This window comes from Pseudomonas sp. GW821-FHT09C08 (genome assembly GCF_059418125.1).
On record NZ_JBWKPG010000001.1, the window covers coordinates 815,310 to 835,814 of the forward strand.

Sequence of the window (20,505 nt, forward strand, 5' to 3'; positions counted from 1 at the left end):
CCCGACCTTTGATGAGTGAGCTCTTTACTCAAACCTGTTTGAGGCAAAGAGAATCCGCTATGCGTGTTTATTGAGAGATCGTATGAACAACCTTCAGAAAAAAGATCAACACTGGGTTCACCCTGTGACCGCCCTGATGAATCACCAGGCAAAGGGCGTATGTGCCTGGAAAAGTGCGGATGGGATTCACCTGGTGGATGTGAATGGTCATCGAGTCCAAGACGCCTTCTCGGGCCTCTGGTGTGTGAACGCCGGTTACGGGCAGCCGACGATCATCGAGGCCGCAAGGAAGCAGCTTGAAGTTCTGCCTTACGCGACCGGTTACTTCGGCTTCGGTAACGAGCCTGCGATTGAGCTAGCCCATCGTTTAGCCAACCTGGCGCCTTCTGGTTTGAACCACGTCATTTTCGGGCAGGGCGGATCTGATGCGGTAGACACAGCGATCCGAACGGTACGCTACTACTTCAACGCGATCGGACAGCCTGAAAAAAAGCACTTCATTGCAGTGCAGCGTGGCTATCACGGCTCCTCAGCTTTGGGCAGCGGACTTACCGCACTGCCCGTGTTCCATCGCTATTTTGATGTACCTGCGCCTACCCAGCACCACATTGAAGCGCCTTACACTTACCGTCATAGTGCCGGCCCAGATGAGGTATCGGTACTGCAAGCGACCGTTGCGGCACTTGAAAGTAAAGTGCGAGAAATTGGCAAGGAAAAAGTGGCCGCGTTCATCTGCGAGCCCATCATTGGCTCTGGTGGGGTAATTGTTCCTCCTGCTGGTTATCTGAAAGCAATGCGCGAGACCTGTGACAGGCTCGGCATCCTGCTGATCGTTGATGAGGTGATTACTGGATTTGGTCGTACTGGCCCAATGTTCGCCTGCGAGCATGAAGGTGTTAGTCCAGATATCTTGACACTCGCCAAAGGCCTGACTTCAGGGTACGCGCCCATGGGCGCAACGATCATCTCCGATAGCATCTATGCCGCAATCGCGGAGGCTGGCGCTGACGGTACTCCGTTTGGTCATGGCCAAACCTACGCTGGACATCCTGTCAGCGCGGCAATTGCCAACGCTACGCTGGATCTGTACGAAACCGGTCTCTTGGAAAATGGCAAAGCTGTTGGTGAGTATTTCCAGGAAAGGCTGCGTAGCCTCGAGGCGCTGGCCGTAGTAGGACAGGTGCGGGGGCAGGGTATGCTGGCGGGCGTTGAACTTGTTACAGACAAGCACACACGAGCCAAGCCTGACCCGAGCTTGAAAATCGGTCAGAAAATCTTGGCCCATGCGTTTAGCGAGGGGCTTGTATTCCGTGCTTTTGCAGACGACATACTCGGTTTTGCTCCCTCTCTGAATTACACCAATGCTGACGTCGACAAGCTGATTGAGATTCTGACCTTTTCTATCGAAAAGGTGATCGGCGCTAAATGGGTCTGACCGCTTTCCGCTGCGCGATTTAGCACTGCGTTTAAGGTCTTCGATCAGAAGACCTTCTTTTTAAGATAGCTATAAGCCGTTTAATTGCTTACTAGCACGGCGTTACAAAAACGCAGACGATAAGACGCAGCGATTCACCCAGGCTTACTGAGTCTGTAGTCCCGCGCGCAGACCGTACCAGATACATGATTTTACAAGTGGGCGATGCCAGATGTTCACAAGCTGCTCGTAAGCCCACTCCGCTGGGCTCAATGCGCTCAAAATGAATGTGCTTGTTCATCGATTAATGTTCATGGACGAGGTTTTCCGCTCGTCTGGTCGATCCGACCTTTGGCAGCTACTTAAGCGGTGGCTGGCGGCGAGGGCCTGAACGGCGGCCCTTTTGTCTAACGTGTGAATCGCCCCGGGTTTCATAGACACCTCTTTGCCTTAAACTGAGGCCAATTAGGAGGTGCCATGAGCAACCCGCGTTACTCCGAAGAATTCAAAATCCAAGCAGTCAATCAAGTGACCGAAAAGAAGCTGCCTGTCGCTGAGGTAGCCGCCCGTCTCGGCGTGTCGACGCATAGCCTCTATACCTGGATAAAGCGCTACAGCAAACCCCAAGAAGAACGGCAGCAGGATGATGATCAGCACGCTGAACTGCGTCGCCTGAGAGCGGAACTTAAGCGCGTCACTGAAGAGCGAGACATATTAAAAAGGCCGCCGCGTACTTTGCCAAGGAGTGCGGTTGAAGTACGCCTTTATCAAGCAGCGAGCGGGCGACTATTCGATTCGACGGCTTTGCCTGACGCTGAAAGTCCATCCCAGTGGTTATTACGCTTGGTTGTCTGAACCGCAATCTGCACGTGCTAAAGACGATCAACGATCACTGGGTTTGATCAAGCATTCGTGGCTGGAAAGCGGTGGCGTTTATGGCTATCGAAAAATCCATGACGATCTGCGCGAGGTCGGTGAGGATTGTGGTCGGCATCGTGTGGCGAGGCTGATGCGTCTTGAAGGTCTGCGCTCTCAGACAGGGTACCGACTCCGCCCTGGCAAGTACGGCGATAAGCCAGCGGTCGCTTCACCCAATTTACTGAAGCGCCAGTTCGATGTCGTAGAATCCAACAAAGTTTGGGTCACCGATATCACCTACATTCGCACGTATGAAGGCTGGCTGTATTTGGCGGTGGTGCTGGATCTGTTTTCTCGTCAGGTCGTCGGCTGGTCAATGAAGTCGCAGATGACCAGTGATTTGGCCATTGATGCGTTATTGATGGCGGTTTGGAGGCGTAAACCGAACCAGGAGGTGATGGTTCACTACGACCAAGGTAGCCAATACAGCAGCTATGATTGGCGCAGCTTTTTGAAGGCAAACAATTTGGTTGCCAGCATGAGTCGCCGAGGCAACTGTCATGACAACGCCGTGGCCGAGAGCTTTTTCCAGCTTCTGAAACGGAACGGATCAAGCGGAGAATCTACACCACGCAGGAAGACGCTCGTAGTGATGTGTTCGATTACATCGAGATGTTCTACAACGTAAAACGCCGCCATGGTTTCAACAATCAGCTGTCACCGGTAGAGTTTAAAAAGCGTTACGCAATGAGCTTGCAAGGTGTCTAGAGAATCCGGGGCGATTCACAGTGCCTCATATTCTCGCGTGGCCATTTCCTTTGAAAGTTCGCGCAAAAATTCCGCCTCGCTTTGCAGCAGCGTGACGATATTTAGGACATTACTGGCTTCGGCCGCGGTCAACTTGCGCAATAGACTCAGCAAGTCAACGGCGCAGGCTTCGTTAACGGAGGCTGACTCTATCAGCCTTAGTTGCCGTTTTTGAATCTCGTGCAAAGGATCCATCATTCAAACCTTGGGAGCGGTTGAGTTAGTCTTTAGCTGACAAGACCGATTTTCAGGGGGGCAGGGCGGTGAATCACATCAGACTGCTCTTAATTCACAGACCCGAATCTCAATCTGCCGCGGGAGGGACGGGCGGGTCGAAAACGGGATGGCTGAAGCTCGTGGAGCGAAACCCATGAAGCAGTGCCTGTAAGGTCGTGGCGCAGGTTGGGTCGCTCCATGGCGTGGCAGTCCTGAGAAGGGCCTCCAGCTGTCCCGCTTGGCGGGCCACATCTGGCCATTCGATACTGAGTGCTGCGCCGTGTAGACGGTGGGCTGCGTGGAGGGCCGGTTCCAGGTTGCGCAGAACCATCCCTTCAAGTAGCGCCAGTAGGTCCCGTTCCAATGCTTCAAGGATCTGCTGGTGGCCCACAGGTTGCCGTTGGGCGAAGGGGTGTGGCAGTAACGTCAGGGTCACGCCGCACCATAACTCGATGGCATCCTGCAACTTGCCAAGGCTGATCGGCTTGCTGAGGATGCCGTCCATGCCGGCATCAAAACAGCGGGCGACATGCTGGTTGCCCGTAGAGGCGGAGATCGCAATGATGGGGCAGCGTGTTTGTGCGGCATCCTGTTCGATCATGCGCAGCAGACGCGTCAGCGAATAGCCGTCCTGGTCCGGCAGGTCACAGTCCATCAAGATCAGGTCATAGGTGCCTTGTTCGAAGCAATCCACGGCCTGGGCGCCGTCCCTGGCGATCACCGGCGTGCAGCCGAAGCCCTCGATCTGTGCCTGCAATACCGCCTGGTTGGCGACGGTGTCCTCCACGACCAGAATGCGCAAGGGCTTTGGTGCGGATGTCGCTGACCAGTTCGTGGCGGGGAGCACGGTTTCAGCCTCTGTCGAGTCGGGCGGTGCCAACTCCGCGGTCAGCGACAATTCAACGCGCGTTCCCTTGCCCAGCGAGCTGTCCAGCGTGAGGGTGCCGCCCATGAGTTTAAGCAGGTCGCGACAGATGACCAGCCCCAGGCCTGTGCCACCTGAGCGCTTATAGGATTGTGCTCCCTGGCTGTAAGGCTGGAACAGGCGCACTTGGCTTTCCGGGCTCAGACCGATTCCGGTATCAGTGACGGTCAACCGCAACTGTTTGTTGCGCGACGAAGGCAGGTCACTGATCGCATAGGCAACTTCCACACCGCCGATTTCGGTGAACTTGATGGCATTGGACAGCAGGTTGTGCAGCACCTGCCCAATGCGGGCGCTGTCGAGCATCAACAGTGGCAGGTGGGATTCGCCATCGACGCTGATTGATAAATGCTTCTCCCGGGCCCGCAAGCGATGCAGGTCAACGATGTTATTCACCAGGGTGCCGAGGTTCACCGGCTCGTATTCGAGCTTGACCTGCCCGGCATCAAGCTTGGAAATATCCAGTACGTCATTGAGCAGCCTCAACAACGATTGCGCGCCGTGGTTGGCCAGGTCGGCAAAGTGCTGTTGCTGCTTGTCCAGCGGTGTGTTACGCAACAGTTCGACGGCCGCCACCACCGCATTCATCGGCGAGCGGATTTCATGGCTCATGACCGCCAGGAACATCGCCTTTTCCCGCTCGTTGCGCTCGGCACGCTGGCGCATGCGCTGGGTTTGGTAAATCGTGATGAGCAATAGCACTACCACCAGGACAATTAACGCGATCTCATGAGGGTAGTGGGACACAACTTCCCTTATCGTCAGGTCCTGGGTGGCATGTTCGCGCAGCCAATTGGCGTGCAGGACGCGAACTTCGTCAGGGGTGACCGAATCGAGCGTCTTCTGGATGATTGAGTGCAATAAAGGCTCGTTTTTCCGAGTGCCCATACCAATTTGCGACGCCATACCGGTGAGCACCCCGGATATCTGCAATTGGCCCTGGAACTGGCGATAGAGGAACGGCAGCAGATAGGCTTCAGTGGCCACCGCAGCATCGGCGGTGCCTTCGGCAACTTGCTGCAGCATCGTCAGGGCGCTGCCGCCGATGATCAATTTCGCCCCAGGTGCCTTCGTCGCGAGGAAATCTTTGTATCGATCGAAGGAGGGCAGGGTCACGGTCAGCTGGTCCAGCTGTTCAGCCTCGAAAAGAGGCGGGCGTCCGATGCGGGTGATGATGACCGTAGTGGTATTCAAATAGGCTGAAGTTAGCAGGAGTCGGGGGTCTTTAACACCGGGCCCATTAAGCCTGAAGGTGGAGATAAGGTCTGCTTGTCCAGTTGTCAGGAGCTCTATGCGCTCTTGAATCGAGTGAGCTGCAACATAGTCGATCTTCATGCCGGTCTTGTCTGCAATCAGCTGCAAATACTCAGCCGACAGCCCTTTGAGGCGACCGTTCTCCACGTATTCGATAGGGGAAAGACTGCCCACTACGGCGACACGCAATACCGGATGATGTTCGATCCAGACTCTTTCCTCGACGCTTAAATCAGGTTCGGGAAATCGCGCGCCGGCATTAGCCCATGTCGCGGCCATCAACAGGCACAGGCTGGCGCCCCAACGAACGCAGTTCCTGGTCATCATGTCTAGTCCAGGGTTTTCATGATCTTGAACAAGCCGTTGTTAGAGGTGACCCCAAGCTTGCGAAAAGCGGTGGCCTTCTGCGTACTGATGGTCTTGATGCTGCGATTGAACTTCTCGGCGATCTCCGTCACGGTCATGCCTTCCAGATAACAGCGGATCACTTCCTGCTCCCGCGCCGACAAGGCGGCGCGCTGCAGGGCGTTATCACTGATCGACATTTGTGTCGATTCGTCTGGCCTGGCCGCATCGGCCACTTGGTAAGACATGTCGACACTCAGGTAAATAGCGCCCGAGGCAACGGTACGAATCGCCTTCAGCAGGCTTCCCAAGCCCTCATCCTTTCCTACAAACCCTCGCGCCCCAACACGCAAGGCAAGCGACACCGTGGCCGACTCATGATGGCTCGATAGTACCAGGATACGACAGTCAGGGAAGCGGCTCCGCAAGGCGCGAATCAGGGAGACACCGTCCAGTTCATCCCGACCCAGAGCAAAGTCCAGCAGCAAGACGTTGGCAGGCATCGTCGCCATGCCGCGTATCAGTTCACGGCTGGTCTCATAGACGCCAACAATCTCGATGGACGACTCTTCGGCGAGGTGACTGACAAGGCCGTGGCGTACCACTGCATGATCATCAAGGATCGCTATGCGTATGGTTTTCATGGTTGCCGATGGACACTCGAAAGTAGCCGGTTAACCAGTTGATTAAAGACCATCTATCAATTTGGCTCCAGCAGGGGTTGTAAATATCATTGAGCAGCGCCTTGATTACTTCCGGCGCGCGTGAGATCACATTTGTAGGTTCGATGCGCATGAACGCATCACTACGCAATGATCATGCTCAGGAAGACATCACTCTCCATCGGCCGGGCCAGGGCGAAACCCTGCCCAACGTTGCAACCCAGCTTGCTCAGCAACTCGATACTCTCGGTATCTTCAATACCCTCGGTGACCAGGTTGATATTAAATAGCTGGGTTAGACCGACGATGCCCGAGATGATTTCTGAAGAGTGTGCGGACTGCCCCAGCGCACGTACCAAGGCACCGTCAATCTTCATCTCGTCGAACGGCATGCGCGCCAGCAGCGACAACGTTGCAGCACCTGCACCGAAGTCGTCCAGGGAGACCCGAAAGCCTTTGGCGCGCAAAGCGGTGATCGAGGCTGAAAGGGCGAGTTCGCTGTCGGGCGCCAGGTCTTCGGTTAGCTCGATTTTTAGGCGTTTGCAAGGCAATCCCGCCCGGTGCATCTTTTGCGCGAGTCGCGTGGCCAGGCCATAGGCGCAGAGCGTTCGCGCTGAAGCGTTGATGGCGATGGGGATCTCAATGCCTGCACGGTTTAACTTGCCCAGAGTGTCGATCACGGTCTTTTCGATAAAGCTGAACAGCAATAGATCCAGCCCAAGCTGATTTACCATCGGGATCAGGATCGAGGGTGGCACATCTCCATGCTGCGGGTGGTGCCAGCGAATCAGAGCCTCCGCCCCGACGACTGCTCGTGTCACCAGGTCGTATTGAGGCTGGTAGACCACTCTTAATCCATCTCCTGTGGAGAGGGCCGCAATCACTTCATCGTCATTTAGCAATTGCTCCAGTTTTTCCTCGTTTGGGCTGCGCGGCGCCGGATGGGCGGTGTTTGCCAACTGACTGATAATTGCTAGGAGCTGTTCGGGTTGTTGTTCAACAGCGATCTCGACCTGGATACCTGAAGCCCTGGCTAGGCGTGCATGGGAAGCCAGGGCTGCCGTCGAGACGCCATTGAGGGTGTGCGTCCAGCCCTGCTCAATGCCTGCGGTCAGTAACCCTGAGGTGAGCGCAAGTTCGGATTGTGGCTGTGCGGTCCAGACGATATGCGGAATGCTGTATAGCAGCCCGGAAGCATTCAGGTCACTGACACAGCACGGCAACATCAAGCTGTCGACGTGGTCGGCGTGAACCTGTGCGACGATGATATCGACTGGCTGCTTACGCAAGCGTGTCATCAACTCGCTCAACGAATCGATGTGTTCGATATGAAAAAGGAGGCTCCCGTTGAGCTGCGTGGCTACGCGATGGGCGTACTGCTCGTCACTGGCCAGGATGACCAGGCTTTGCAGGGCGCGCTCGGAGGGAACGATGACTTGGACTGCCATCTGCTGATGCTCGGTGGTTGTAGTGAGACCACATTTGAGCAGAGGGGGGTGTGAGAGAAATATAAGACTGGGACTAAATTGTGGCTGAACCCTGTCCGGGCTCCGGTCTGCGCTGATCCGAAATTTAGGAGCAGTCCGATATCGGTACTTGCGAGCGTTCTACAGAATTCACCCCGATTCATGGCGGCTCGCAGCATGTGCGGGCATTACAGAACGAGTGCACGCACGCTGTCGCCAACAGCTGTTGCTTCTGCGCTTCAATGCCACTTCGTGAGGCCTCATACCTGACGATGTGTGTGCTACAGGGTGAGTTATTGTGAAAGTCACGTCGCGTTCAGTCTTGCCGTTTGCGTTCCTGCTATCAGCTCCGTTAAATCCGATTCGCTACTGGGTTCGCATGCGTTATTGCCATGCACCTGGTGCTTGTCAGTCACCACGCCCTCAACTGGATTGGGCGATATGGGGGGTCATGACCCTGACCGGCATAACGGCATTGCTGAGTGCACCAGCCCATGCCGGGAATGGTGTGCACATCAACGCGAATGCGGACGGCCAGTGCGTAAGTTTGAATGATCCGCAGAACAACGATGGCAATGCCACGACGTATCTGGCGCAAAACCTGATCTTCAAGGATCAGGCCTCGGGCAAGTGTAATTCCGCGACTAAGGGTTCGCAGACCGATTCGGTACTGTTTTACCGTCCAGGGGGCGTTTCTGGCGTAGGGGCGACCTCTCTGACCCTGGGCGGCGAACTGTTCGTCAACAGCGGTCGGGTGATCCTCGGGCAGCCCGGCGGCAATATGGCGATTGGTAACGAGAGTACTCAAGCCAGCGCCGACGGGGCTGCCATTGGTCATGGGGCCCAAGGCCTCGGCCGCTGGGGCATGGCGGCGGGGTTCCAGGCCAAGTCCCTGGCTGACTATGCCCACGCATTCGGCTATAACGCCCAGGCCTCGAATCAGTACGCCACGGCTATCGGCGCAAATACGACGGCGGCGGGAGAGCGGGCCACGGCTGTGGGCGCCGGTGCATCGGCCAGTGGCGGCGGGGCTTTTGCCGCGAGTCGCGACGCCAAAGCGGACGGCACCCACAGCGTTGCGGTGGGCTCCGAGGCCAGCGTTACGGCCAGCAGTAATGAAGGGGTTGCCTTGGGCAACAAGGCCAGCGCGCAACATAATTACGGCGTTGCACTGGGCAGTGGCTCAACGACGCAAAACCTGAAGGCGGTTGCGCCGGTGACGATCAATGGCACTGCCTACAGTGTCGATAGTACGTCGGCCATGGGCGTGGTCAGCCTGGGTAATGCCAGCCAGACTCGCCAACTGATCAACATGGCCCCCGGGGCGGTAAGCAACACCAGCACCGATGGCGTCAATGGCGCCCAGTTATTCGTTGCATACGATGCGATCCAGAAGCTCGGGGATCGAGAGTTGGTCGCCACTCAGTCCGTGGCGGATGCCCTCGGTGAGGGTACTGCGGTCAAGGACGGCAAAGTGGTGCTGCCGGCCTTTTCCCTGACCAGCCTGGGCACTGGCGTGGCACAGCCCACATCGGTGGTGGGGGCGATCAAGGCCCTGGATCAGGCCCATAAAGGTACGCAGGAAGCCTTGAGTGACATTGATCAACTGGCCAACGAAACGGCAGAGCAAGTCCGCTTGGCGATGGCCGAGAAATACCTGCGTTGGAACAAGGACCTGCAAGCCTACACGGCCAGTGAAGGCGCCAGCCCTGAGAACCGCATTGCCAATGTGGCTGCAGGTGTGGCTGCAACTGACGCGGTAAATAAGGGCCAGTTGGACGCCGTGGAAAGTACCGCCAACAATGCGAACAGCCTTGCCGGTAGCGCGCTGGCTGGTGCCAGCGCGGCGCAGGCCACCGCCGACGAAGCCCGCAAAACGGCAAATACAGCGCAACAGGGGGCCGACGCGGCCCTGCAAACGGCGGCGGGAGCACGGGCAACTGCAGATAATGCGCAGAGCACCGCCAAGGATGCCGCCAGCTCGGCCGATGCAGCACAGAAAACCGCAGACACCGCGCAAGGCTCTGCTACTGCCGCGCTGGGAGCCGCATCAACCGCACAGGCGACAGCTGATGCTGCCCAAGGCACTGCCAACTCGGCACTGGGTTCGGCAAGCGGTGCGCAGCAACTGGCCGAGGCCGCACAGGCGGCTGCGGACGTGGCGGCGAATTCTGCAACGACGGCGCAGCGAACTGCAGAGACCGCAGAAGGCAAGGCGAGCTCGGCGTTGGCCGGGGCAGATGATGCCCGTAAGACTGCGGACGATGTGCGAGCTGCTGCCGATGCCGCTTTGGCCAAGGCCGACAGCGCCGAAAAGAGCGCAGGTGTGGCGCAAGGGACGGCCAGTACCGCGCTGGACTCCGCAGCTGACGCCCAAAAAACTGCCGAATCCGCCCGGGGAATCGCCGAACGGGCGCAAGGGGCCGTTGCGACTGCACAACAGACGGCCGAAACCGCACAGGGTGTCGCCAACACGGCCCTGGGCTCGGCAGCCACTGCCCAGAAGACGGCCGAAGCCGCACAAGGGGCAGCCACCACAGCACTGAGTACGGCGTCTGAAGCGCAAAAAAGCGCCGCGACAGCCCAAGGCACTGCCGATACCGCGCTGACCACGGCCTCCAGCGCCCAACAAGCCGCGAATGCTGCGCAGGGCTCTGCCGATAAGGCGTTGGACACGGCTGTTCGGGCCGGCGAAACCGCTACGGCCGCCCAGGGCTCCGCCGATGCCGCCTTGGCTGCAGCCGCCAGCTCTCACAAGGCTGCCGACGTGGCCCAAGGCACCGCTAATACGGCGCTGGACAAGGCCGCCGTGGTGCAGAAAAGCGCCGATGCCGCGCAGCTTACAGCCAATCAGGCGCTCAGCGCCTCCGAGGGTGCCGGGCAATCCGCCAACGCGGCCCAAAGCGTGGCGGATTCGGCATTGGCAACGGCGACAGGGGCGCAGACTGCCGCTCAATCGGCTCAGGATCGCGCGGATGCCGCCGTCAGTTCGGCGGCTGGTGCACAACAGGCCGCAAATGCCGCGCAAGGCACGGCGGATACCGCCCTTGGTGCTGCCTCCACGGCACAGCGCACGGCCGACGCCGCCAATTCCACCGCAGACCAGGCACTGAGCACGGCCTCCACGGCGCATCAGGCGGTCGAGAGGGCCCAAGGCACGGCCGATGCAGCGCTGATCGCTGCAGCCAGCGCGCAAAGCGCGGCGGGCAACGCCCAGAGTACAGCTGACAGCGCATTGGCCTCGTCGGCCCGGGCACAGCACGCCGCAGATGCTGCCCAAGGCACGGCTGACACGGCATTGAGCTCGGCTTCCGGCGCGCAGAAAACCGCTGAAACCGCGCAGAGGTCCGCCGATACCGCCCTGGCTTCGGCCTCGTCTGCGCGCAACGCGGCAGACAAGGCCCAGGGCACCGCGGACGCCGCCGGGCGCTCGGCAAGCGATGCGTTGCAGGCTGCATCAACGTCACAGGCCAGCGCCGACAACGCGTTGGGCGCAGCAAACAATGCCCAGCAAGGAGCGGACGCGGCTCAACGCACCGCCGATGGGGCCAAGGCCACAGCCGACATTGCTGCTGGTCAGCTCAAGGGCCTGGACGACGGTCAGACTGTCATCCAGCGCATTGACGCGGCTATTCGAGGCGCCGCAGGTGCGGCCAGTGAATTCGTCGCCAAGGCATTGGGAGGAGGCTCCACCGTGGGCGCCGATGGACAGCCGACGGCGCCGGCCTATGCAATCAGTCAGATCAACGCCGATGGCAGCGTTCAGCCCGCTCCTCAAACCCTGGACAACGTGGGCGATGCGCTGACTGCTTTGAACCGCAATGCCGGCGCGGTCAACACCGCTGTGAACCGCCAAGGCGCGGCACTCGGTGCCTTGGATGAGGATGTCCGGGCGCTGCGTGACGACAGCGTTGTGTGGGACGAGTCTAGCGGTGCTTATACCGCGGGTCGTGGCGCTGATCGCGGTGAGCCGGCACGTATCGGTAACCTGGCGGCCGGTGTTGCGCAAACCGATGCCGTCAACAAGGGACAGCTCGATACCGTCGCGACCACCGCATCGCAGGCCGGCAGCGCCGCTGACGCAGCCCGGGCGGCAGCGGTTCGGGCCCAGGGGACGGCGGATGGCGCGATGGATGCTGCTGCCTTCGCCCAGACCGCCGCTGATGCCGCGCAATATGCTGCCGATACCGCTGGCGGCACTGCTGCTGACGCACGTGAGGCCGCAAACGCTGCTCACACATTCGCTAGTCAGGTTGGCCAGGTGGCGGAGCGCGCAGCAGCGCAATTGCAGGGGCTGGAGGAGGGTGAAACCGTGCTTGATCGCATACAGTCAGCGAACCACGCAGGCCGACAGGCATTGGCTGATGCGCTGGGCGGTGGCGCTGCTGTCAACGCGGATGGTTCCATGAAACCACCGGCCTACGCTGTGACCCGGATCGACTCTGAGGGTGGCCCGGTTGGTCAGGTCCAGGCCGGCAACGTCGGGCAGGCGATCGAAACACTCGACGCGTCGCTGAATGCAGTCAACGCCAAGGCCGACAAGGCCACAGCGAACATGGGCAGCTTGCGCGAGCAGGTGAACAACGGTCAGGTCGGCCTGGTTCGCCAGGACTCCCTCAACCGGGAAATTCAGGTGGCGCGGGACACTGACGGCGTTCGTGTCGATCTCACGGGTACGCAGGGACCTCGCGTTCTGACGGGTGTGAAGGAGGGTGCCTTGAGCGTCGACAGCACCGATGTCGTCAATGGCCGACAACTCGACGCCGTTGACCGGCAGGTCAAGCAGTTGACGCAACGAGCCTCCGGCATCGCCGTTGACACCCAAGGCAATGAAAAGGCAACGGTGACGCCGGGTAGCAAGGCTGTGGCTGTCGGGGCCAACGCCCAGGCCGGAAGCGAGCGCAGCGTTGCGGTGGGGGCAGGTGCTGTGGCCCAAGCGCCTCGCAGCACTGTACTGGGGGCTGGTGCGAAGGCCGATGCGCCGGGGAGCGTCGCGCTTGGCGCCGGCTCCCAGGCCCAGCGGGCGAATACCGTCTCAGTGGGCGCGCCGGGTGCGGAGCGGCAAATCACCAACGTAGCAGCCGCCAGCGAGGCGACCGATGTCGTCAATCTCGGCCAGGCCACGCAGATCTCCAACCAGGCCGCTGACCGTACCTTACGACAGGCCAATGCCTATACCGACAGCCAGATCACTGCGGTGCGTCAGGATGCCTACGCCGGCATCGCGTCAGCGATGGCCATGGCAGCCTTACCTGTGGCGTCGACACCGGGCAGGAGCATGGTGGCCATGGGAACGTCGGTCTACGAGGGGCAATCAGCCTTGGCCGTCGGCCTCTCGGGGCGCACCGAGGATGGTCGTTGGGCGTACAAGGCCAATGGTTCGGGCAGTGCCCAAGGAAGTGTCGGGCTGGCGGTTGGCGTGGGTTACGAATGGTAGGTCCTGATATCGGCAGGTCGAGGGTCTGACCCTCCCTGCCGATTTAGGAGCAGTCCGATGTTCTCCACCAGCCTCACTGTCCACAATAACCCTCAGTAATCATTGCCCGCTGTCGTAGCGGCTACCACTCGTGGAACCCGTCTCAGCCATCGGATTGCCGTGGTGCCTTGTTTCGGTTCGACGCATCCGTCAATGTCTCAGGTAAGTCATCGTGAAAGTCACATTGCGTTTCGATTCGCAGGTCGCTTGTCCGCATGCTGTTCCTCTCAACTCACTTCGCTCCCTCATTCGCGGCTTCTACTGCCCCGAGTTTGCGGTCACATCACGCGGTTGGCCGACTCTCGGCCTGCTGACCCTTACCGGGGTTTCGGCGCTGCTGGGCGTGTCTGATGCCCGTGCAGGCAACGGTGTACACATCAATGCGAATGACAGCGGCGAATGCGTCAGTCTCAATGACCCCCAAAATACTTATACTGCAGGCACCGGGGCCGACAGAGCCTATTTGAACGAAAACTTGAATTTCAAGGATGGTCAGTCGGGGCAGTGCGACTCGAACGCCAAGGGTGGTCAAACCGAGAGCGTGATGTTCTATCGGCCGTCAGAAACGCCGGGTGTTGGTGCAACCTCGCTTTCCTTGGGCGGGGAGCTGTATATCAACAGTGGGCGGCTGATGTTGGGAGGTGTCAACGGCAGCATCGCGATTGGCCATTCCGGCATTGAGGTTGGCGCCCCGCTTGCCACTGATAACGGCTTTGCCTTCGGCCGCGGTGCCCAGAGTACAGCCGCCTGGACCATGGCCTTAGGTCTTACCGCCAGGGCCCGGAACCCCTATGCGCTGTCGTTCGGCAATACCGCTACGGCCTCCAATACGTTCAGTACTGCATTCGGTTCGGCATCCACTGCTTCAGGTGAGTATGCCACTACACTCGGCGCGAGCGCGCAGGCGGGCGGTGCGAGTTCGTTCGCCGGCGGGCGATTCGCAGTATCACGAGGGGACAACTCGGTAGCGATCGGCAGGAACGCGAGCGCATCGAACTTGGAAAGCCTGGCACTTGGTTACAGCGCCCAGGCCCCCCAGAGGGCGAGTGTCGCGCTCGGCAGCTTCTCGGCCACTGACGATCTGCGCGAAGTTACGCCCGTGACCCTCAATGGACGCGTCTACTCCTTCGAGCGCAACAGCGCGGTCGGCACGGTCAGCGGCGGCAGTGCGGCGCGATTGCGCCAATGGATTTTTGTAGCTCCAGGGGCGGTGAACGCCACAAGTACCGATGCCATTAACGGTGCCCAGTTGTCCTCGGGATATGAGGCGATCCGCCGTCTTGGAACACGTGAGACCACGGCCGGTGAATCGATGGCACAGGCCTTGGGAACCGGCCCGCTCGCTCAGGGCAATCGTATAGTACCGACACCTCTTGTACTGACCAGCCTTGCCCCGGGAACACCGCCGCCCACCACGCTGTTGGGGGCTCTGGCGGCCTTGGACAAAGCGCACAACGTCACTGATGACCGCATGGGTGAAGTGTTCGATTCCGTCATGGACATCTCGGAAAAATCCCAGGTGTTGAGGGCGACCAGGAGGTTCTACTGGAACCCCCAGACGGGTGCGTATGACGCCGACAGGGACGCTGGCGTGCCCGCGTCGATTATCAATATGGCTGCCGGCGTGGCGGTAACGGATGCTGTCAACAAAGGTCAGTTGGACAGCGTTGAAAGCAGTGCCTTGCGTGCACAACAGGCGGCCGGCACCGCTACTGCTGCTGTGGATAAGGCTCATCAGGTGTCGTTGGCGGCAAAGGATGCCGCCGACTCATCGTTGGCACAGGCCAACAATGCCTCCCAGGAGGCAGCGGGTGCCCTTGCCGCCGCCAATCAAGCCCAGGGCAGCGCCAGCGCGGCGGCAAGCGCCGCCAGCAAGGCCGGTACGACCGCCGCCAACGCGCAAGCGGTAGCTGAGCGTGCCGACGTTGCTGCCGCAAGCGCTCAGCATTCGGCCCAGACCGCCCAAGGCGCCGCCACGCAGGCACACGCCAGCGCTACGACGGCGCAGGCTCTGGCCAGCGCGGCGCAAACCCGTGTCAAAGAAGTGGGAGATGTCGTGGACAAGGCTGCAGCTGCCGCGACAGCTGCCCTGCGCTCGGCTGATGCCGTCTCGGATGCGGTCACTTCGGCGCAGGCTGCTGTAGCGGATGCACAAGACCGGACGGACCAGGCTGCCACTGCGGCTTCAAGTGCACAGGAGAGGGCCGATGGTGCACAGCGCGCTGCGGATGCGGCCTTGCTTGTGGGCAGGGAGGCCGACGTGGCCGCTGAAACCGCGCAAGCCACTGCCGGCCAGACCCTGAACGCGGCGAACGCGGTACAGGATGCAGCGGCTACCGCTCGTGAAATCGCCGATCGGGCTGCGGGGCTCGCGTCGACCGCCCAGGGTGCCGGTAAGGTCGCCAAGGACATGGCTGACAGAGCTCAGGACACGGCTGCGGGCGCACTCAGTGCGGTCGACTCGGCGCAGGTTTCAGCCAACGCCGCACTGAACGCGGCGATCGCCGCCCAGACAACGGCAGCCACCGCCCGGCAGACAGCTGACACGGCAGGTGTAGCGGCCGTCACAGCGCAAACCGATGCGCAGAATGCCCAAGGGACCGCAAAAAACGCTCACGACACCGCCGTTTCTGCTCAAGACCTGGCCGACGTCGCACAGCGTGGTGCAGACAGCGCGTTGGGCGCGCTGGAAAACGCAAAGGCCACCACCGACGGGGCACAAGGCACTGCCGACCTCGCGTTGTCTTCAGCCTTGCAGGCGCAGCGGTCTGCGGATGCCGCGCAAAACACTGCAGGCGCTGCGCAGGGCTCGGCTGCCAGTGCGGATATCACTGCCATGGCCGCACGCAACAGCGCCGATACCGCATTGGGCGTCGCGTCGACAGCACAAGAAGCAGCCAGCGCTGCCGACACTACCGCCAGCCGGGCGCTAGGCGTCGCCACCGTCGCGCAGGCTTCTGCCCGGGCGGCCCAAAGCAGTGCCGACACCGCTTCCGCCGCGGCGTCCGGCACACAGCATGCCGCGCTGGAGACTCAAGCCAACGCTGAAGCTGCGTTGGGTGCGGCATCCACTGCTCAAACGGCTGCGCAGACCGCGCAGAGCGCCGCCGACCATGCGTTGCTGAGCTCCTCGCAGGTCAATCAGAAGGCCCTGGCTGCCCAGAGCCGCGCCAACGCGTCTCTGGATGCGGCAAACACGGCACAGCGTATGGCCGACACCGCCCACACCACAGCACAGCAAGCGAACAGCGCCAGCATCGATGCGATGAGTGTCGCCGTCGTAGCGCAGTCAGACGCCGACCAGGCGCAAGGCGTCGCGACGGAGGCAAGTCATCGTGCCGCTGCTGCACAAACGACAGCCGACACGGCGTTGGGCGTCGCTTCGGTCGCTCAGCGCACGGCCGATAATGCCCAGGGTACTGCCGACGCCGCTCGGTCCACCGCTGATGTGGCTGCGGTTCAGCTCGGCGGCCTGGACGGCGGGCAAACGGTGGTAGAGCGCCTGGACTCGGCGGTAAAAGCAGCTGCGGGCCTGAGTCGCGAGACCATCACTCGGCTGCTTGGAGGTGGCGCTACCGTGGACGCTGAAGGCCAGCCCACGGCACCTGGCTATAACATCCCCATGATCGCAGCCGCTGGCAGTGCTCAGCCTGCAACCAGCCACGACAATGCAGGTGAGGCGCTGCACGCGGTGGCGGGCAATCTCTCCACGCTCAACGATGCCGTGCGTACCCAGGCCACTGAGCTGGACGCGTTGGTGGATAACATCCAGGGCCTGCGCGATGACACCTTGCAGTGGAGTGGTATTGACGGGGTCTACAACGCAGGCCGCAGTTCAGCCAGCGAGCCGGCTCGCATCGCCCGGTTGGCTTCCGGTAGCGCACAGGCTGATGCGGTGAACAAGGGCCAGTTGGATGACGTTGATCGTACGGCGGTGGCAGCCCAGAGTGTTGCCCAGGCTGGGAAAACCATGGCTGACCAGGCGCAAAGCGTGGCCGTCGGTGCGACTGGCGTCGCTGCCATTGCACAGAGCCGCGCGGAAGCGGCCAAGGGCAGTGCCGAGGCCGCACAATCCGCCGCTGCAACTGCCCATGATGGCGCCGTCGCAGCACACGCCAGTGCGACTCTTGCCGGCCAGGTCGCGGACCAGTCAGCCGCCAGGCTGCAAGGTATCGCCCAAGGCGAAACGGTTCTCGGGCACATCCAGGGCGCCGCTAAGGTACATGACGAGTTCCTGGCTACTGCCATGGGCGGCGCTGCGAATGTGAACGCCGACGGTTCGACGAGTCCTTCCACCTACGCAGTGACGCAGTCTGGCGAGAACGGTGCCGAGGCTCAGTCGATCAAGGTCGACTCCATTGGGCAGGCATTCGGTCTACTCGATGACCGTATGGTGGCTACCGACAACCAATCGAATGCCGTCAGTGCGCAAGCTGAAACACTGCGCAAGCAAATGGACAGCGGTGAGGTGGGGCATGCCCGCCAGGATCCGGTCAGTCGTGACATACAGTTGGCCGGCATTGCTGATGGGACCCACGTCGACATCAGTGGCAGCCAAGGCTCGCGCATGGTTGGTGGCGTTGAGGACGGCGAGGTCAGTTCCACCAGCCTTGATGCCGTCAACGGGCGCCAACTGGAGGCAGTGAATCAGCAGACCAAGCAATTGGGCCAGCAGTCTTCCGGCATTGCCGTGGATGCGAGCGAAGCCGGCGACAATGTATCCACGCGTCCGGATAGCCAATCGGTTGCGCTCGGGGCACAGACTCAAGCCGAAGGCGAGCGCAGTGTCGCCACCGGTGCTGGCGCCACTGCTCAGGTGAAACACAGTACTGCGCTGGGTTCGCAAGCAGGCGCCAACGCGACAAATAGCGTGGCGCTGGGGGCGGGTTCCCAAGCCACACGTGCTAGTAGCGTGGCAGTCGGTGCGTATGGCGCCGAGCGTCAGATCAGCCATGCGGCAGAGGCTGTGCAAGGCTCGGACGCTGTCAATTTCCGCCAGGCAACTCGGCTTTCGAACCAAGCCGCCAATCGATCGCTAACTGAGGCCAACGACTATACCGACCGCCGCGTCGGCAGCCTGCGGCAGGACGTGTACGCCGGTATTGCGGCGGTGATGGCCACCGCCGGGTTACCGGTTGCGTCCTCGCCGGGCAAGTCGATGGTGGCAATGGCAACGGCTGTGTACGAGGGTGAGCCCGCTTTGGCCATCGGGTTGACGGCGCGCTCCAGGGGTGGGAAGTGGACCTATCGCGCGACAGGTGCGGGCACCGCGCAGGGAGATTTCGGACTTACGTTGGGGCTTGGTTATCATTGGTAGTGCACTAGCTGCCGATAGGGCACAGCGGTAGCTTCCAGTCAGTAGCTACCCGTTACGACGGGTGCTATCGACCCAACGCAGCCATCCGCTCCTGACTATTGGCTTAATGCACCCACGTCATTCACCAGTGTGCGCCAGCCATCCTTTGCCTCCTGCTCCGAGGTAAAGACTTGCACTTTGGGATGCCAGAACGCCCCCTCGATTACGATGCATTCCAAGGTAGAGTCCTGAAACGTAAAGACATAGTGGATAGCATCTTTCATGAACCGCTGTTTGTCGTGTCGAGGATGAATGGCGTTCCTTTGCTCAAGCTCTGCTAACCAAGGCGAATTATCTATTCGATGAATTTGGTAATGCTTTAGGCCAAGTCCAATGAGCGGATGGCCGCCCAAAGCTTCGTCGTTTGGCGAACCGAATTGGATTTTCTTTACTAGCGGAAAATGAACCACAGCTATTTCTTCTCCGGTGGTGTAATACCGTAAACATAGTTGTGTGTCCGTGGCGAACACCACTGGTTCAGGCGACGTACTTGGCTGTGGCCAGGAGTCGAGCAGCACTACGGTCGCTAATGACATGCGGGAACCTGATGAATGAATGGGTTATAAACAGAGTGCGAGAGCGACTCGTTGTCGTCAAACCTTTCTGATCGCGACCGACTGCTTCTGGCCGATTTCTGCCCTTCACATTGGGCAGAAAACATCGGCCAAAAGCGGCCGTCAGGTGTCTACGAAACTAGGGATGATTCATTTACGTGCGCCGTGCGAGTTACCTAATGTGCTAATTCTGATATCGAAAACCGAGCATGACCTCACATCAGATTCTCGCTATTTGCTCCTTATCGATCTTGTTGAGCGAAGCTAAGGCATCATAGTGACTCATTTACAGCGCTATAATTTGAACCAATGAACTCCAGGCAACTGATGGGACGTCGGCCGATCAAGTGCTCCAGATCACCGGTAATCTCCTCGAATTCACCTGTATTCACCGCAGCGATCCACTCGTGCAAAAAGTCAGCAACAGGAGCGGGGATGCCATCACCGACTAGCCTTGCGGCGAGCACTTCCTTCGACACGGTCTGATAAGGGACTTTCCTACCAACGACCTCTGATAATGCCGCTGCTATTTCTCGGAATGAAATCGCTTCACTGGCACCAAGGGTATAGGTCTTGCCCTCGTGGCCTGTTTGGGTAAGGATCAATGCGTTGGCGTACGCTAGATCTGCTCGTGAAACTAGCGTTGCACGGCCATCACCTGCGGTAACTTGAACACCGTTGGAGGCCCAGTGTGCTCCCAAAAAGTATGGCACTGAGTCCTGGTACACACTATTGCGTACAACGGTGTAAGCCAGCCCGCTGTCTACCAACGCCTGCTCAGTGGCAAGGTCCGATTCGGTCACCATCGAGATCAGGTTGACTGACCCGGTTTTGCGCTGGATCGACGTATAGACTAGGTGGCTGACACCGGCATATTTTGCCGCCTGGATGATGTTAAGGTGCTGTGGCAAACGGTCCGTGAACGCAACTGCCGAAACCATCAGCACCTTCTCGATGCCCTCAAATGCTGCAATCAGGGACGATTGATCCAGATAGTCACCGCGCCGAACTTCCACACCTTGCGCCGACAGTGCCTGAACCTTGCTAGGATCTCGGACCATCGCAACCAATTGGTTCGCTTCCGTGATTTGCAGCAGTGCTTTCAGGGTTTGAGAGCCCAATTCGCCAGAGGCGCCTGTCACCAATATCTTGCCCATGATTGACCTTCTGTT

Annotated in this window: 10 protein-coding genes and 1 pseudogene; 4 read left to right on the plus strand and 7 right to left on the minus strand. The window is 59.9% G+C overall.

Annotated features, from left to right (window positions below):
• The first annotated feature begins 82 nt into the window (after positions 1-82).
• The gene (locus AC07OJ_RS03285) at positions 83-1,435 is read left to right on the plus strand and encodes an aminotransferase class III-fold pyridoxal phosphate-dependent enzyme (protein WP_495093928.1); all 1,353 of its coding nucleotides are present in this window, start codon (positions 83-85) and stop codon (positions 1,433-1,435) included.
• A gap of 456 nt (positions 1,436-1,891) precedes the next feature.
• A pseudogene (locus AC07OJ_RS03290) lies at positions 1,892-3,040 on the plus strand (IS3 family transposase).
• Positions 3,041-3,055: 15 nt separating this feature from the next.
• On the opposite strand, the gene AC07OJ_RS03295 reads toward AC07OJ_RS03290, so the two are convergent.
• The 5 genes from AC07OJ_RS03295 to AC07OJ_RS03315 form a co-directional block, all read right to left on the minus strand.
• The gene (locus AC07OJ_RS03295; protein WP_087693821.1) at positions 3,056-3,274 is read right to left on the minus strand and encodes a hypothetical protein; all 219 of its coding nucleotides are present in this window, start codon (positions 3,272-3,274) and stop codon (positions 3,056-3,058) included.
• Positions 3,275-3,383: 109 nt separating this feature from the next.
• The gene (locus tag AC07OJ_RS03300; protein ID WP_495093929.1) at positions 3,384-5,801 is read right to left on the minus strand and encodes an ATP-binding protein; all 2,418 of its coding nucleotides are present in this window, start codon (positions 5,799-5,801) and stop codon (positions 3,384-3,386) included.
• 2 nt (positions 5,802-5,803) lie between these two features.
• Entirely contained in the window at positions 5,804-6,463 is a 660-nt protein-coding gene (locus tag AC07OJ_RS03305; protein WP_106803100.1) for a response regulator, read from the minus strand.
• Positions 6,435-6,614 carry a hypothetical protein gene (locus AC07OJ_RS03310; RefSeq protein WP_457346787.1) on the minus strand — a complete coding sequence of 60 codons (180 nt, stop codon included), beginning with the start codon at positions 6,612-6,614 and terminating at the stop codon, positions 6,435-6,437. Before AC07OJ_RS03310 ends, AC07OJ_RS03305 begins: the two co-directional genes overlap by 29 nt.
• A gap of 10 nt (positions 6,615-6,624) precedes the next feature.
• The gene (locus AC07OJ_RS03315; protein WP_495093930.1) at positions 6,625-7,929 is read right to left on the minus strand and encodes an EAL domain-containing protein; all 1,305 of its coding nucleotides are present in this window, start codon (positions 7,927-7,929) and stop codon (positions 6,625-6,627) included.
• A 316-nt stretch (positions 7,930-8,245) separates the two neighbouring features.
• Between AC07OJ_RS03315 and AC07OJ_RS03320 the strand changes: the two genes are divergently transcribed.
• Both AC07OJ_RS03320 and AC07OJ_RS03325 read left to right on the plus strand, forming a co-directional pair.
• Complete coding sequence (locus AC07OJ_RS03320) at positions 8,246-13,384, plus strand: YadA-like family protein (protein WP_495093931.1); 5,139 nt, start codon at positions 8,246-8,248, stop codon at positions 13,382-13,384.
• 211 nt (positions 13,385-13,595) lie between these two features.
• Positions 13,596-18,740, plus strand: coding sequence for a YadA-like family protein (locus AC07OJ_RS03325; protein ID WP_495093932.1), 5,145 nt, complete (start codon positions 13,596-13,598; stop codon positions 18,738-18,740).
• Between the two features lie 95 nt (positions 18,741-18,835).
• On the opposite strand, the gene AC07OJ_RS03330 is transcribed toward AC07OJ_RS03325, so the two are convergent.
• Positions 18,836-19,315 (minus strand): hypothetical protein, encoded by a 480-nt coding sequence (locus tag AC07OJ_RS03330; protein ID WP_214498803.1) that lies wholly within the window; start codon positions 19,313-19,315, stop codon positions 18,836-18,838.
• A gap of 290 nt (positions 19,316-19,605) precedes the next feature.
• Positions 19,606-20,490 (minus strand): SDR family oxidoreductase, encoded by an 885-nt coding sequence (locus AC07OJ_RS03335; RefSeq protein WP_087692966.1) that lies wholly within the window; start codon positions 20,488-20,490, stop codon positions 19,606-19,608.
• Positions 20,491-20,505: the final 15 nt, after the last annotated feature.

Bases quoted from the DNA above. Each gene is read 5' to 3' on its own strand.
- AC07OJ_RS03300 (WP_495093929.1), bottom strand. From the start codon at position 5,801: ATGATGACCAGGAACTGCGTTCGTTGGGGCGCCAGCCTGTGCCTGTTG.
- AC07OJ_RS03310 (WP_457346787.1), bottom strand. From the start codon at position 6,614: ATGCGCATCGAACCTACAAATGTGATCTCACGCGCGCCGGAAGTAATC.
- AC07OJ_RS03285 (WP_495093928.1), top strand. From the start codon at position 83: ATGAACAACCTTCAGAAAAAAGATCAACACTGGGTTCACCCTGTGACC.
- AC07OJ_RS03335 (WP_087692966.1), bottom strand. From the start codon at position 20,490: ATGGGCAAGATATTGGTGACAGGCGCCTCTGGCGAATTGGGCTCTCAA.
- AC07OJ_RS03330 (WP_214498803.1), bottom strand. From the start codon at position 19,315: ATGTCATTAGCGACCGTAGTGCTGCTCGACTCCTGGCCACAGCCAAGT.
- AC07OJ_RS03295 (WP_087693821.1), bottom strand. From the start codon at position 3,274: ATGGATCCTTTGCACGAGATTCAAAAACGGCAACTAAGGCTGATAGAG.
- AC07OJ_RS03305 (WP_106803100.1), bottom strand. From the start codon at position 6,463: ATGAAAACCATACGCATAGCGATCCTTGATGATCATGCAGTGGTACGC.
- AC07OJ_RS03315 (WP_495093930.1), bottom strand. From the start codon at position 7,929: ATGGCAGTCCAAGTCATCGTTCCCTCCGAGCGCGCCCTGCAAAGCCTG.